11 protein-coding genes are annotated in these 14,323 nt (G+C 67.3%); 5 read left to right on the plus strand and 6 right to left on the minus strand.

Translation table 11 applies throughout. The annotated features are described in order from the left end of the window. Positions 1–2: 2 nt before the first annotated feature. Both BAU07_RS05440 and BAU07_RS05445 read right to left on the minus strand, forming a co-directional pair. Positions 3–1,292, minus strand: a complete 1,290-nt coding sequence (locus BAU07_RS05440; RefSeq protein ID WP_066654804.1) for a glycosyltransferase — start codon at positions 1,290–1,292, stop codon at positions 3–5. A gap of 201 nt (positions 1,293–1,493) precedes the next feature. Then, positions 1,494–4,190, minus strand: a complete 2,697-nt coding sequence (locus BAU07_RS05445) for an ABC transporter transmembrane domain-containing protein (RefSeq protein WP_066654806.1) — start codon at positions 4,188–4,190, stop codon at positions 1,494–1,496. A 163-nt stretch (positions 4,191–4,353) separates the two neighbouring features. Here BAU07_RS05445 and BAU07_RS05450 point away from each other — a divergent pair, with 163 nt between their 5' ends. The 3 genes from BAU07_RS05450 to BAU07_RS05460 all read left to right on the plus strand — a co-directional run bounded on the left by BAU07_RS05450 (position 4,354) and on the right by BAU07_RS05460 (position 8,375). Then, positions 4,354–5,928 carry a DUF1800 domain-containing protein gene (locus BAU07_RS05450; protein ID WP_084025383.1) on the plus strand — a complete coding sequence of 525 codons (1,575 nt, stop codon included), beginning with the start codon at positions 4,354–4,356 and terminating at the stop codon, positions 5,926–5,928. 135 nt (positions 5,929–6,063) lie between these two features. After that, positions 6,064–7,416, plus strand: a complete 1,353-nt coding sequence (locus BAU07_RS05455; protein WP_415830370.1) for a DUF1501 domain-containing protein — start codon at positions 6,064–6,066, stop codon at positions 7,414–7,416. Positions 7,417–7,766: 350 nt separating this feature from the next. Then, positions 7,767–8,375, plus strand: coding sequence for a lytic transglycosylase domain-containing protein (locus BAU07_RS05460; RefSeq protein ID WP_232338252.1), 609 nt, complete (start codon positions 7,767–7,769; stop codon positions 8,373–8,375). Between the two features lie 57 nt (positions 8,376–8,432). Here BAU07_RS05460 and BAU07_RS05465 read toward each other — a convergent pair whose 3' ends face one another. Both BAU07_RS05465 and BAU07_RS05470 read right to left on the minus strand, forming a co-directional pair. Beyond that, positions 8,433–9,131: a hypothetical protein gene (locus tag BAU07_RS05465; protein WP_066654814.1), complete on the minus strand. Its 699-nt coding sequence runs from the start codon at positions 9,129–9,131 to the stop codon at positions 8,433–8,435. Positions 9,132–9,162: 31 nt separating this feature from the next. After that, on the minus strand, positions 9,163–10,332 hold the full coding sequence (locus BAU07_RS05470) for a zinc-dependent alcohol dehydrogenase (RefSeq protein ID WP_066654818.1): 1,170 nt from the start codon (positions 10,330–10,332) through the stop codon (positions 9,163–9,165). Positions 10,333–10,519: 187 nt separating this feature from the next. Here BAU07_RS05470 and BAU07_RS05475 point away from each other — a divergent pair, with 187 nt between their 5' ends. Beyond that, positions 10,520–11,146 carry a phosphatase PAP2 family protein gene (locus tag BAU07_RS05475; protein WP_066654819.1) on the plus strand — a complete coding sequence of 209 codons (627 nt, stop codon included), beginning with the start codon at positions 10,520–10,522 and terminating at the stop codon, positions 11,144–11,146. An 87-nt stretch (positions 11,147–11,233) separates the two neighbouring features. On the opposite strand, the gene BAU07_RS05480 is transcribed toward BAU07_RS05475, so the two are convergent. Further along, entirely contained in the window at positions 11,234–12,223 is a 990-nt protein-coding gene (locus BAU07_RS05480) for an NAD(P)-dependent oxidoreductase (protein WP_066654822.1), read from the minus strand. 248 nt (positions 12,224–12,471) lie between these two features. On the opposite strand from BAU07_RS05480, the gene BAU07_RS05485 reads away from it, so the two are divergent. Further along, positions 12,472–12,906, plus strand: a complete 435-nt coding sequence (locus BAU07_RS05485) for a DUF2501 domain-containing protein (protein ID WP_066654824.1) — start codon at positions 12,472–12,474, stop codon at positions 12,904–12,906. A 20-nt stretch (positions 12,907–12,926) separates the two neighbouring features. Here the strand turns inward: BAU07_RS05485 and BAU07_RS05490 are convergent, their stop codons facing one another. Continuing rightward, positions 12,927–14,318 (minus strand): MFS transporter, encoded by a 1,392-nt coding sequence (locus tag BAU07_RS05490; RefSeq protein WP_066654825.1) that lies wholly within the window; start codon positions 14,316–14,318, stop codon positions 12,927–12,929. Positions 14,319–14,323: the final 5 nt, after the last annotated feature.

The raw sequence follows: 14,323 nt of genomic DNA on the forward strand, positions 1-14,323 counted from the left end.
CCTTAAGCTATGGCGCGCGCAGCGGTCGCCGACGCACGGTTGGCGGTCGCCGGCACGTTCGCCGGCGCCATGATTTCGTCAAACACGTTCAGCAGCTCGCCCGCGACGCGCTCCCAGGTGAAGTGCTCGCGGGCGCGGCGCATGCCGGCCTCGCCCATGCGCCTGCGCAGCAGGTTGTCCTGGGCGAGCAGGGCAAGCCGTTCGGCCAGGGCATCGGGGTCCTTGGGCGGCACCAGCCAGCCTGTCTCGCCGTGGCGGACGGAATAGCGGATGCCGCCGGTGTCCGCGCCGATGACGGGGCGCGCGCAGGCCATGGCTTCCACCGGCGTGATGCCGAACGGCTCGTACCAGGGCGTCGTCACGAAGACATCGCTCGCGCAGTAGTAGGCGCGCAATTGCAGGCGGTCGCGCCGGCCGGTGAATTCGACGTGATCGAACACGCCCTCTTCGCGCGCGATCGCGCGCAGCCGCGCGAGTTCGGGCGTCGCCTTCTCCGAAGGTTCGCGGCTGTTGCCCCCCACTACGCAAAGCCGCGCATCGATGCCATGCATCGTGCGCATGCGGCTCAGCGCGCGGATGACGTTGTCCACGCCCTTGCGCGGCACCATGCGGCCCAACTGCAACACCGTGAACGTATCGTCGTTCCAACCCAGCTCGGCCCGCGCGCGGGCGCGATCCATGGGACGCATCTCGACCGGGTCGTACCCGCACGGCACGATCGAGATGCGGCTGGGGTCCGCGTTGTAGAGCTCCTTCATGTCGTCGCGGTCCTGCGGACATTCGGCGATGATGCGGTCGGCCTGCGCGATGATGTCGTCCTCGATATCGAAGCGGCATTCGGGAAACAGGTCGGCTTCCTTCTGGAATTTGCGGCGCACGCGCCCGAGGGCATGGAAGGTCACGGCGAAGGGGATGCCGCAGGCGCGCGCCGCCGGCAGCGCCGCGAGGGCCGACATGAAGAAGTTCGCGTGGACGATGTCGTAGGGACGGGACTGGCTGGAGAAATACCGTTCGAGGAAGTCGCCGAACGCGCCCATGTAGGGCAGAAGCTCTTCCTTTGGGATCTGGCGCGCAGGCCCCGCCGGCACATGGATCACGCGGACGTTGTCCTGCCAGTTCATCTCGGTGGGCAGGAAGGGACTGTCGGCGCGGGTGAACACGTCGACCTGATGGCCCATCCTGGCGAACTGCCGGGCTACCTGCGCGACATAGATGTTCTGTCCGCCGCTGTCCACGCTGCCGGCCAGCGCCAACGGCGACGCATGCTCACTGACGATTGCGATTCTTCGCATGACCGTTCTCCATGTCGGATGAGTTGTCGCGCTGCTCTGCTGGAGAACCGGGAGGGTCTCGCGCGCCTTGCCGTGCGCGTTATTGATCGAATCAGCCCAACAGTTCGGGCCCGGCCGGTAAGGCAACTAGCGTGCCGACGCGGGCCGGCTTTGTAACGCTTCTGGGGATGCGCTTTTCACGCGGCGCGGCCCCGGTATGGTTTACAAGCGACGTAACTTTCCACCCACCAGGCCCGCTGTCGTGCTGATCACGACGTGCGGGTCCACGGGCTTGGGGCAATGCATCTGGAAGCCCGCCATCAATGCGCGCAGGCGGCCTTCGGATGCGGAGTGCCCGGACAGCGCCACGGCGGGCAATCGTTGCGACAAGGCCACCGCGCGCTCGGCCTCCATCTGCCGTATGGCGGCGATGACCGCATATCCATCCATGTCGTCCAAGGTCACATCGCACACCAGCGCGTCCGGCCATGTGTCGGGCGGCATGCTCTGCAACGCCTCCAGTACTTCGCCGCCGGTCTTGAAGACCTGCACCTGCGCGCCGGCGCCGACCAGCGCCTCGCTGATGCGCGACTGTTCAGGGGTGTCGTCATCGACCAGGAAGATGCGCGCCTCGCGCAAGGAGAGCGGCGCCGCACGATTGCCGGTGTATGGCAGCGTAGCGGCGGCGGGCGCGCGCAGCGGCATCTCCAGCCAATGGGTGCGCCCGGGCCCGCTGGTGGCGTCCGCACCGAAGCGGCCACCGAACTTTTCGACATCGGCGCGGGCCCGTACGGGGTCCAGCGGCGGCCGATCGGCAAGCACGGTCTGCAACTGCTCGGCAGGCTCCAGCGCCGCCGCATCGGCCGGCGGCAGCCGGGTGTCGGTCACGGACAGGCGCGCCGCTTCGCCGACGCGACGCAGCGCCAGTTCCACGCGGCCGCCTGCGGGCGTGGCCGCGATGGCGTTGATGCACATATCCCAGATCACCTGTTGCAGCACGCTGGGATCGCCCAGGACGCGCGCGTTCTCCAGACTGAGGTGGGTATACAGGTTGATGTCCTTCTCCTCGATGGCATGACGCACGCCATCGAGCACGCCTGCCACCAGCGTGGCCAGGTTGATGTGCTGGGAAGACAGGCGCGAGCCCGTGGTTTCCAGCTCGCTCTGTTGCCGTTGCAGGTTCCACATCTGCGCGTAGATCCCTTGCCTGGCGAGCAGTTCGGCATGCGTGCCGCGTTCGACGATGCGTCCGTGTTCCAGCACCACGATTTCGTCCGCGTTCACCACGGTGGACAGCCGGTGCGCGATGATCAGCGTCGTGCGGCCTACGGCAATGCGGTCCAGTTCGGCCTGGATCGCGCGCTCCGTTCGCGTGTCCAGCGCGGATGTGGCCTCGTCGAACAGCAGGATGGGGGGATTCTTCAGAATGGCGCGCGCGATGGCGATGCGCTGCCGTTCGCCGCCGGAAAGCTTGACGCCGCGTTCTCCGACGACGGTGTCGTATTGCGCAGGCAGGCTTTGAACGAAGTCATGCAGGCGCGCGCCCTTGGCCGCTTCAATCACATCCGAGAGCGAGGCGCCCGGCTTGCCGTAGGCAATGTTGTACGCGATCGTGTCGTTGAAGAGCATGGTGTCCTGTGGCACGATGCCCAGGTTGCGACGCAGGCTGCTGGGGTCGATGGTACGCACGTCGACGCCATCCACGGTCACGCGGCCGCTGTCGGCCTCGTAGAAGCGAAAGAGCAGGCGACCCAGCGTGGACTTGCCTGAACCGCTGCCTCCGACCACGGCCACCGTTCCGCCCGCCGGCACGCGGATGTTGACGTCCCACAGTATCTGGCGGCCCGGTTCATAGCCGAAGTTCACCGACTCGAAGCCCACTTCCCCCTGCGTCACCGCGATCTCCGGCAAGGCATGGGCAGGCTCGGTTTCCGGGGGCAGGCGTAGCAGCGTGCACACCTGTTCGGCATTGATCATGGCTTCCTTGGTTTGGCGGAAGACCAGGCCCAGGGTGTTCAGCGGCAGGCAGATCTGGATGATGTAGGCGTTCACCAATACCAGGTCGCCTACCGTCATCGTGCGATGCGTGACCTGCAAGCCGGCCAGCAGCATGACGGCGCCGACACCCAGCGCGATCACCGCGCTCTGCGAAATATGCAGCGTGGACAGCGCGCGCTGGTTCTCCACGCCGACGGCGCGCCAGCGGTCCAGCAGGTCTCGCAGGCGGCGAGATTCGCCGGCTTCATTGGTGTAGTACTTGACCGATTCGTAGTTGAGCAGGCTGTCCACCAGCCGTCCGCCGGCCGCCGAATCCAGCTCGTTGATCATGCGCTGGTAGAAAATGCGGCGCTTGGTCAGGACATACGTCACCACCGAGTACACGACGAAGGTAATGGCGACGATGATGGCGAACCAGGGGTCGTAGCCGCTCATCAGTATGGCGACCACTGAGCCGATCTCCACCAGGGTGGGCAGCAGCGTGAAAAGCGCCGTACTCATCAGGAACCCGACGCCGTTGGTCCCGCGTTCCACGTCGCGTGCCAGCGTGCCGGTCTGCCGGCTCGCGTGAAAGCGTGCGCCCAGCCGGTGCAGGTGCTCGAAGATGCGCAGATTGAAATCGGCCACGGTGGCTTGCGTCACCGGCGAGAACACGGTGTCGCGCAGCTCGGTGAACAGGCCGCCTGCGAAGCGAAGCAGGGAATAGCCGATGAGCAGGAAGACCGGCAGCGCAAGCACCGCGTCGGGGCGGCTCAGGCTGTCCACCACCATCTTCAGGGCCACCGGAACGGCAACCGCGAAGAGCTTGGCCAGTACCAGCAGGACCAGGGCCGCCAGCGCGCGGCGGCGATATTTCCACAGGGCCTGCCCCAGGATGCGTAACACTTCCGCGCGCGCGTAGCGGGATGCCTGCTCTGCCATTCTCCCTCCAACGATCGAGTCCCGACGGTGGGCGCGTGGCGGCAAGGCTTGTGCCCATGGTTGGGCAGCAGGCCCCAGGGACTACACCTTTCATCCTCCATCTGCGCGAATTGAAGGCGTGCTGCGTTGCGTCTAAGGTAAGGCGACGCGAATCATTACGCCCATGCCGAAGACTGCATCCCCTGCGCTGCCCAGCGAATCGCCGCCCCCTGGCTACGACTACCCGCGCCCCACGCCGGGGCAGGCGTCGCGTTTCCTGGCGCAGGCCACATTCGGGCCCACGCCGCGCGAGATCGAACGCGTGACCGGCATGGGGTACGCCGCGTGGCTGGACGAACAGCTCTCCATGCCGCCCTCGCAGACGCACTTCGACTGGCTGCTTTCCGTCGGCGCGAATAACGAAGCCAACAAGGGCAACGGCATCAATGCGCCGCTGGAGTCGACGCTATGGCGCAAGTTCATCAGCGCCCCGGACCAGGTGCGCGTGCGGACCGCGTTCGCGCTGTCGGAGATCTTTGTCGTCGGAGTTTCGGCGGTCACGGCATCCTGGCCGCTGTTCGGCGCCGCGTCCTTCATGGACATCCTGGCTCAGCATGCCCTGGGCAATTATCGGCAACTGCTGGAGGCCGTGACATTGAACCTGTCCATGGGTTGCATGCTGACCTACCGCGGCAACCGCAAGGAAGACCCGCGTACCGGGCGGGAACCCGACGAAAACTACGCGCGCGAGGTCATGCAGTTGTTCACCATCGGCCTGTACGAACTCAATCCCGATGGCACGCTGAAGCTGAAGCAGGGCAAGCCCATCGAGACCTACACCAACGACGACGTGCGGGGCTTGGCCAAGGTCTTCACCGGCTGGGACCTGAACGGCAGCGAGAACGACGTCGAGTTCCAGCGCCGCCCCATGGCGCTGAACCCCTCCAACCATTCCATGAGCGAGAAGCGCTTCCTGGGCGCGGTGATTCCGCCCGGAACCGGCGGGGTGGCGTCGCTGGGCAAGGCCCTGGACGTGCTGTGCGCCCATCCCAACGTGGGGCCGTTCATCGGCACCCAGCTGATCCAGCGGCTGGTGACCAGCAATCCCAGTCCGGCTTACGTCAAGCGCGTCGCCGCCGCCTTCGCCGATGACGGCCGGGGCGTGCGCGGCAACCTGCGCGCCGTGGTGAGGGCCGTGCTGCTGGACCCGGAGGCCCGCTTCCCGGACCTGGATTCGCCGACCTGGGGCAAGGTACGCGAGCCCATCCTGCGCTTCGCCGCCTGGGCGCGCGCCTTCCAGGCCACGTCGACAAACGGCAAGTGGGCCATGCCGGACACCACGGACAATACGGTGCGGCTGGCGCAAAGCCCCATGCGGTCCGCCTCGGTGTTCAACTTCTTTCGTCCGCGCTACACGCCTGCCGGCAGCGCCATCGCGGCGCGTGGGCTGGTTGCGCCGGAACTGCAGATCACAGATGAAACCAGCGTGGCCGGATACCTGAATTTCGTGGCCATCTACGTGGATCGCGGCTGGGAGGACTTGCAGACCTCCTATGCGGCGGAAGTGGCCATCGCGCAGGACACGTCGCGGCTGGTCGACCGTATCGTGCTGCTGCTGGCGGGCGACGCCTTCAGCCGCGATACGGCGGCGGCCATCGCGCAGGCCGTGCGGACCATTCCCGCCGAACGGCCGCGCGATCGCGTGCGGGCCGCCATCACCCTGGTGGCCGCGGCGCCTGAGTACCTGGTGCAGCGATGATCACGCCGTTGACGGCGGGAGGGCAGGACGATGGCTGATCGGTCTGGCAAGGCGCGCCGCGACGCGCAGCATGGCGTACCGCGTACGGGCGATGCCTCGCGCCGCGAGTTCCTGAAGCGTGCATCCGCGCTGGGCATGGGCGGCGTCGCCGGTGCGGCCGCTCCTTTTGCCTTGCAGTTGGCGGCCGCCGGTGAAGCCGCCGCGCAGGCCCGGCCCCCGGCACATGGAAGCCCCGCCGCCGAGGACTACAAGGCGCTGGTCTGCGTATTCCTGTATGGCGGCAATGATCCCTACAACACGGTCGTGCCCTACGACCGCGAAAGCCATGCGCGCTACTTCCGCACGCGCGCCGACATCGCGCTGGCGCGCGAAAAACTGGATGCAACGGTGTTGCAGCCGCGCGGCGGCGGCGCGGATGGCCGCGTGTATGCGCTGGCGCCCACGCTGGCCGCGCTCAAGCCGTGGTTCGAGCGCGGCATGATGGCGGTGCAATTGAACGTCGGGCCCATGGTGGTGCCGACCCGCAAGGCCGACTACATCGGCAACCGCGTGCCCATGCCACCCAAGCTGTTTTCGCACAACGACCAGCAGTCGTACTGGCAGGGACTGGCGCCGGAGGGCGCGGCCTCCGGCTGGGCCGGGCGCATGGCGGACCTGTTCGTCGCCGGCAACGGCGCCAGCACCTTCGCCAACGTGACCGCGGGCGGCAGCGCGCTGTTGCTGTCCGGCCAGCACGTCTCCGCGTACCGCGTCAGTCCCGCGGGATCCACGCCGATCGAGCTGCTGCAACGCGACACCTACGGTTCGACTGCCTGCACCGACCTGCTGCGCGAACTGCTGGTCCAGCCGGGGCAGCACCTGTTCCAGCAGCAGATCGCCGCGACCCTGGCGCGATCGATCCGCGCCGATACGCAATTGCGGGCCGCGCTGGAGGGCGTGGCCATAGCGGGAGATTTCGGCACGCCCCTGGGCGCGCAATTGAAGATCGTCGCGCGCATGATCGCCGCACGCCGCGCGCTGGGCGTCAGGCGCCAGGTCTTCTTCGTGTCGCAGAACGGCTATGACAATCACGATGGCCTGAATGGAACCCACCCGGGCTTGCTGCGCGAGCTGGGCGGCGCGCTGGCCGCATTCCAGCAGGCGATGACGGACCTGGGCATGGCGGACCGCGTGACCACGTTCACCGCTTCGGAGTTCGGCCGCACGCTGGTGTCCAATGGCGACGGCTCCGATCATGGCTGGGGCGGCCATCACTTTATCCTGGGCGGCGCCGTGCAGGGCGGCCGCTTCTATGGCACCCACCCGGACTGGGACATCGAGGGGCCGGGCTTCGTGGACCATGGACGCCTGCTGCCCACCACGTCCGTAGAGCAGTTCGGCGCGGCGCTGGGCGCCTGGTTCGGCGCGGGCGCGGATGCCTTGAACGATGTGTTCCCGCACCTGCGCAATTTCGATCGGAACGGCGCTGCCTTCATGCGTGCGACTTGAGCGGGCCGGCGCCATCCGGCCCCTGCGAACGCGTCAGCCAGGCGCATTAGTGCTCGCCTGGACGTGCTAGGCCATTGACCCGGGAGACAGCCGCCGGGGGCTGCCCCATCATCAGGGGCCGGGGGAGAGACGAGACGGCGCACCGCGCCGCCTGGGGCCGTGGACGCGCGGCGGGCCGCGCACTTGTGAAGACCATGAGAACACACTGGCGAACCACCGCGAAATACGATGGGCGACGATGGCTGTTCCTGGCGGCGATGGCGGCATGTATCGCACTGGCGTTCGCCGCGACGGCGGCACAGGCGGGCGAAAGGTACCGATACAAGGATCCTTTCGGAGTCTGGCGCACCATGACCGTCGCCAAAGGCATGGCGAAGTACTACAAGCGGGCGCAGGTACGGGCGTATGGACGCGCCGCCGGCGCGGACGCGCGGTGTCCCGACTGTCCGCGTCGCTACCTGACCGCGGGGCCGGGCGGCAAGATCACCGCCGCGATGGCCTATGAGCAGGCGGACGACGCACGCGTGGATGCACTGACCGCGCACCGGGGCCTGGACGACTACCGCGTCGTCATCGCGAAGGCGGCGGCCGACTATGGCGTGGACAGCGCGCTGCTGGGTGCGGTCATCGCCATCGAATCGGGTTTCCGGAAGGACGCCCGCTCCCCCAAGGGCGCACTGGGACTGATGCAATTGATGCCCACCACCGCCGCGGCATGGGTCAGCGCGCCCGATGTCGAGCGGGCCCTGGTGGATCCCGCCATCAATATCAGCGCCGGTTCCCGCCACCTGCGCAGCCTGATCGACCAGTATCCGGGCCGGCTGGACCTTGCGCTGGCCGCGTACAACGCGGGACAGGGCGCCGTGCAGAAGTACGATGGCATCCCGCCCTACGCGGAAACGCAGCAGTACGTCCGGGACGTCATCGCGCTATATGCGCGATACAAGGCCGATTGGTAAGTGGATTGGCGGGCCGGGGCCCGGCGCCAGCCCTGGCCACGGCCCGCGCCATGCCCGTCATGTAGGAGCGCCGCCATTGCCAGCCGGTCCCGACGAAGGCCTTTGACCATTCTCGCCGGTCCCGCGCGTGGGTAGGGTCGAGGCGGGCTGGCCCGTCTTGCCGGTCGCGTCGCTTTGTGCGGTCGTCCCGGTCCTCGCAGTCTGCCGGGTATCGTCCGTCGGGCCTTCCTGGCCCCACGGAGCCAGCGCGGCCGGTACCCGCATGTCGTCCGGCATCTCGAAGTCCTGGAGCGCCGCGCCGCGCATGGCGTCGGGCGGGCGCGGCAATCCACTGCGGTCCGCATAGCTGTACTGGCTGGGCGGCGGAGGCGGCGCGGGGAACGATTCGGCGGCATAGATGTCCAGCGCGGCGATGGCGCCGACATTCATGGCTGCCATGCCGGTGCGCACCGCGTTGGGCGCATCCTTGTCGGCCAGCGCGAGCGAGGCCAGGTCCACCATGTCGCCCGCCGTGCGCGCCCACAGCCAGGGGCGCGGATCGCGGCTGGTAAGTATGCCGATGCCGCAGGCGATTTCGCGCAGCCCGTAGAGGCGCACCGTGGCGGGCCGAGCCCGCAGCCCGCACACCGAATTGACCAAGGCCGGCGCGGCCAGTTCCGCCACACCCAGCGCGATGCTGAACCAGCCCAGCCCGCGCGCCAGCCTGGCCGGCCTCGATTCGGTTTGCGCGGTCGGGAATTGATATACGTCGTTCATAATGGCTCCAGAGGCGCGGACGCCCGCGGGTTTACGGCTTGAGCACCACCTTGATGCATCCGTCCTTCTTGTCGCGGAAGGTCTTGTACATCTCCGGACCCTGTTCCAGCCCGACGGTGTGCGTGATCACGAAGGACGGATCGATCTGGCCGTCGGCGATGCGTTTTAGCAGGTCGTCGGTCCAGCGTCGGACATGGGTCTGCCCCATGCGCCACGTCAGGCCCTTGTTCATGGATGCGCCAAAAGGAATCTTGTCGATCAGTCCACCGTAGACGCCGGGGATGGACAGGATGCCGGCGGGGCGGCACACGTAAATCATCTCGCGCAGGACATGGGGGCGATCCGTTTCGGCCATGATGGCCTGCTTGGCGCGGTCGTACATGGAATCGATGGAGCGCGTCGCATGGGACTCCATGCCGACGGCGTCGATGCACTTCTCGGGACCCTTGCCGCCGGTCAGGTCATGCAGCCGCTCGAGCACGCTTTCATGCTCGAAGTTGATGGTGATGGCGCCCGCCGCACGGGCCATCTCCAGGCGTTCCGGCACGCGGTCGATCACCACGACTTGCTTCGCGCCCAACAGCACGGCGCTGCGGATGGTCATCTGTCCCACCGGGCCGGCTCCCCAGATTGCCACCGTATCGGTGGGCTGGATATCGCACTGGACCGCCGCCTGCCAGCCGGTGGGGAAGATGTCGCCCAGAAACAGTACCTGCTCGTCGGTCAGCCCGTCGGGCACCTTGATATGGGTGCTGTCGGCATGGGGCACCCTGACGTACTCTGCCTGGCCGCCCGGGTAGCCACCGGTCAGATGCGTATAGCCGAAGAGACCGGCCGTCGTATGGCCGAACATTTTGTCGGCGGCGTCCTTGTTGCGGTTGGTGCGCTCGCAGACGGAGAAGTTGCCACGCCGGCATTGCTCGCATTCTCCGCAGGTTATGGTGAAGGGCACGACGACGCGGTCGCCGGCCTTGAGTCCCTTCGCTTCGGCGCCCACCTCGACGACCTCGCCCATGAACTCGTGGCCCATGATGTCGCCATGCTTCATGCCAGGCATGAAGCCGTCGAACAGGTGCAGGTCCGAGCCGCATATGGCGCAGGACGTTACCTTGACGATGGCGTCGCGCGGATGTTCGATCTGGGGGTCGGGGACATTGTCGCAACGGATGTCGTGCTTGCCATGCCAGCGTAGTGCTCTCATAGGGATCTCCTTGCAGGGGCGGCGGTGCGGATCGTGGCCGGCAACAGCAAGCTGCATGCCCTGGCAGGGGACAAGGCGGTGGCATATCGGGGATGGAAATGGGGGCACGGCCAATCTACGGATAGGCAAGCGGCCCGGGATGTGTTGGGATATCGCGCTTGGCACACGCACATGGGATGGACAGGCAATGCATGGTTCCGGTTTCTGGGTTGCGCTTTCGGCGTTCGGCGAATCGCGGCTCCTGCTGCCGGCGGCGCTGATCGCGATGCTCTTCGTTGCGATGTCGGAGCGGCCGCCGGTTATTCGCTGGTTGTGGACCTTCGGCGTGGCTTGCGCGCTGGTGCTGGCGTCCAAGCTGGCCTTTCTGGGCTGGGGCGTGGGCTGGGCGGCAATCGATTTCACCGGATTCAGCGGCCACTCCATGGTGTCGGCGGCGGTGTACCCGGTGCTCGGCTATGCCGTGGGCAACAGGCGCTCTGCCGGGACTGCGTGGGTACTCGCGGCGGCAGGCGCCGTGCTGGCGCTGCTGATCGGTATATCGCGCCTGGTGTTGCAGGCGCATTCGGTGTCGGAAGTCGTCCTGGGCCTGCTGATCGGCGGCGTGGTGTCCGGCCTGGTGTTGGCGAGTTGGCCCGCCGGCCGGGCCGGCGTACGGCTCGGCGCGGTGGCCCTGGGCTTCGTGGTATCCGCGATGGCCAGCTATTCCGTGGCGCCGCAGTTGCGCACGCACGATGTCGTGGTGTCGCTGGCGCTGGCGCTGTCCGGCGCCGATGCTCCCTACACCCGCGAGGCCTTGCACCGGCGCGGGTCTTGACCGGCCCTCGTCATCCCGCTGAAGCGCACGCCCCGCGACGCGCCTGCTGATCCGGGCCAAGCAGGACTGCGCTGGCGCGCGGGCGCGTCATGCTCCAGGGGCGAGCGGCGCGTGCTGGTCCAGCCAGCTGCGCAGGTTCGCCAGGAAGATCCCGTCGACGCGCGCGGCGTTGCCATCCGAATGGCCGGCCATGTGCGGCGTCGCGATGACGTTCGGCATGCGCCACAGCGGCGAGCCGGCATCCAGCGGCTCGTGCTCGTATACGTCGAGGTAGGCCCCGGCCAGGCGACCGGTCTGCAGCGCATCGATGAGGTCGCTCTGTGCCACCACTTCGCCGCGCGCCACGTTGACCAGATACGCGTTGCGCGGCATCGCGTCGAAGGCGCGCGCGCCGATGAGCGCACGCGTGCGATCGGTCAGCGGACATGCCAGGATCAGCCAGTTCGCCTGCGGCAGCACGGCGTGGATGTCCTCATAGGCCACGCTGCGCATGCCGTCGGCCATCGCCGTGGCGCTGCTGCGCACGACGACGACCTTCAAGCCGAGCAGGCGCAGCGCCGCGCCCAGGCGCTGCCCGATATTGCCCCATCCCACGATGACGGCCGTCTGGCCGGTAAGGTCGCGCAGCGGCGGCAGCTCGGTAGCCTTGATCCACACATTCTCGCGCTGCGCCGCCATAAGTGCGGGAAACTGCCGCGCCAGGGCCAGCAGGCCGGCGAGGGCCGTCTGCATGACGGGCTCGGAATTGGCGCCAGGAGAAGGCGTGACCTGGACGCCGCGCCCCTGCAATTCGGGAAAGATCGGGCGATCGAGCCCCGCCGAGTGGACGTGGACCCAGCGCAGGTTCGGCGAGGCGCGCAGCGATTCGTAGAACGCCTGCAAGGGTTCGGTCACCACATGCTTGGTGGAAGCCCCCGTCACATCGCGGGAGATGAACCCGATGTCGATATCACCGTGCGCGTGCCCCAGCGTCGGCTCCGCCACGCGCAACTCGTGCGGGCGGCCTGACATCACTTCTGCGATGGGTCCGCGCATGCGTTCGGCGGTACTTCGGGAAAGCAGAATACGTATCGTCATGGTGGCTCGGTAATGACACCTATCGTTACTTGGGAAGAACCCGCAAGCGCCTATCCTTACGCGGTCCGCAAGCGGGGCGGCCTTGTCGCGCGTGCGGTCACCCCTTGACGACCGGCACCGCGACTCGGCGCCGGCCATTATCGCCCGATCCGGGCCACCCGCCTTGCGCCGATGCCTTGAGCCCGCGCCGAGCCGGCCGGATCGGTGCCGCGGCCAGGAACAATGGCCCTCGAACAGGAGTGTTGGATATGAAGATACGCAACCGCGTCCGTGTGGCGCTGATCATCGGCGCGCTCATGGCATCCGCCCACGGCCCGGCCATCGCGCAAGGGTTCGATTCCATCAAGGGCGCGCTCGGCGGGCTGGGCTCGGGGTCGGCCTCCGGCGGCGCGGGCCTGCAATCGGGGAGCCTGGCCAACGCGGCCGGCGTGCTCGAGTACTGCATCAAGAACAAGTACCTGTCCGGCGGCAGCGCGTCGTCGCTGAAGGATCAACTGCTTGGAAAATTGAGCGGGACCACCGGTCAGCCCGCGCAGAAGGACGAGGGGTATCTGGAGGGCGCCAAGGGGTTGCTTCAGACCGGCAGCGGGAACACGGTCAGCCTGGGCGGCGACGGGTTGAAAGCGGCCGCCACGCAGCAGGCCTGCGACGCCATCATGAACCAGGCCCGGGCCTTCCTCTAGGCCCGGCTCAAGGCACGGGGTCAGCGGCCCCGTGTCAGTTCGCCGCCGGCGCCGCGTGGCATGCGCGCCGTCACCGGTATGGAGGCGGCCGAAAAAAGACCCAATACCAGGAAGGCCGGCCAGAAATCCGTCCATACGATGCCCGCATGCCCCTGCACATAATGCGAGAGCTGCAGCACGATCCCGGCCACGGTCACCCCCAGGCCCAGCGACATCTGCTGGATTACGCTGGACACGCTCGTCGCGCGGCCCACGTCGCCACTGTCGATGTCGGCATAGGCCAGCGCATTCAGGCTGGTGAACTGCAATGACGGGAAAATCCCGCCGAAAAGAACGATCACCCAGATCAGTCCGCGTGACATGCCCGGATTGAAAACGCCATACATGGCCAGCGCGATTCCGGCCAGCGCCGCATTGGCCATCAGTACGGGGCGAAAGCCGAAGCGACGCAGTACCGGCTGCGCCAGCATCTTCATGAACAGCGCGCCGAACGCCGACGCGCAGGTAATCATGCCGGCCTCGAACGGCGTCATGCCCAGGCCTTCCTGCAAGGCCAGCGGAAGGAGAAACGGCACCGCCCCCAGCCCGATGCGGAACAGCGATCCGCCGATCACGCTCGTATGGAAGGTGGGGATGCGCAGAAAGCGCAGGTCCAGCAGTGGATTCTCCACGCGCCGCGCATACAGCACGTACAGTCCGGACAGCACCAGGCCTGCCACGCACAGGAGGGCGGTCACGCGGTCGCTCACCACGTCGCTGCCGACCAGCGACATGCCCAGCATGAACAACGAGGCGCCGCCGGCCGACAGGATGAAGCCCGGCCAGTCCAGATGCCCGGGCTCCGTATCGCGCACGTCGTTGATATGTCGATTCGTCAGGTAAATGCCGACCAGGCCTATCGGCACATTGATGAAAAACATCAGGCGCCAGTGCAGATACGTCGTGATGAACCCGCCGAGCAGCGGCCCGACCACGGGCCCCAGCAGCGCGGGAATCGTCAGGTAATTCACCGCCCGCACGAAATCGGCGCGCGCCACCGACCGGAAGATAATGATGCGTCCGACCGGCACCATCATGGCGCCGCCGACGCCTTGCACGAACCGTGCGAGCACGAAGGTGAATAGCGTGTTGGCGGCCGCGCAAAGCAGCGACCCGACGACGAAAATGCTGATTGCCGCGCGGAAGACCGTGCGCGGCCCGTAGCGGTCGGCCACCCAGCCGCAGATGGGGATGAAGACGCCGAGCCCAACCACATAGCTGGTAACCGCCAGCTTCAGGGTGATCGGGTCTTCTCCCAAGTCCCGTGCCAGGGACGGCAGCGCCGTCACGAGCACCGTCGCGTCGAGGTTCTCCATGAACAACGCGCAAGCCACGATAAGCGGAACAATGAATGCACCGAGTGCGAGCGGCATGGCGA

Origin of the sequence: Bordetella flabilis, from assembly GCF_001676725.1 — a bacterium.
GTDB classification, from domain to species: domain Bacteria; phylum Pseudomonadota; class Gammaproteobacteria; order Burkholderiales; family Burkholderiaceae_B; genus Bordetella_C; species Bordetella_C flabilis.

Bases quoted from the DNA above. Each gene is read 5' to 3' on its own strand.
- BAU07_RS05440 (WP_066654804.1), bottom strand. From the start codon at position 1,292: ATGCGAAGAATCGCAATCGTCAGTGAGCATGCGTCGCCGTTGGCGCTG.
- BAU07_RS05445 (WP_066654806.1), bottom strand. From the start codon at position 4,190: ATGGCAGAGCAGGCATCCCGCTACGCGCGCGCGGAAGTGTTACGCATC.
- BAU07_RS05450 (WP_084025383.1), top strand. From the start codon at position 4,354: ATGCCGAAGACTGCATCCCCTGCGCTGCCCAGCGAATCGCCGCCCCCT.
- BAU07_RS05455 (WP_415830370.1), top strand. From the start codon at position 6,064: ATGGGCGGCGTCGCCGGTGCGGCCGCTCCTTTTGCCTTGCAGTTGGCG.
- BAU07_RS05460 (WP_232338252.1), top strand. From the start codon at position 7,767: ATGACCGTCGCCAAAGGCATGGCGAAGTACTACAAGCGGGCGCAGGTA.
- BAU07_RS05465 (WP_066654814.1), bottom strand. From the start codon at position 9,131: ATGAACGACGTATATCAATTCCCGACCGCGCAAACCGAATCGAGGCCG.
- BAU07_RS05470 (WP_066654818.1), bottom strand. From the start codon at position 10,332: ATGAGAGCACTACGCTGGCATGGCAAGCACGACATCCGTTGCGACAAT.
- BAU07_RS05475 (WP_066654819.1), top strand. From the start codon at position 10,520: ATGCATGGTTCCGGTTTCTGGGTTGCGCTTTCGGCGTTCGGCGAATCG.
- BAU07_RS05480 (WP_066654822.1), bottom strand. From the start codon at position 12,223: ATGACGATACGTATTCTGCTTTCCCGAAGTACCGCCGAACGCATGCGC.
- BAU07_RS05485 (WP_066654824.1), top strand. From the start codon at position 12,472: ATGAAGATACGCAACCGCGTCCGTGTGGCGCTGATCATCGGCGCGCTC.
- BAU07_RS05490 (WP_066654825.1), bottom strand. From the start codon at position 14,318: ATGCCGCTCGCACTCGGTGCATTCATTGTTCCGCTTATCGTGGCTTGC.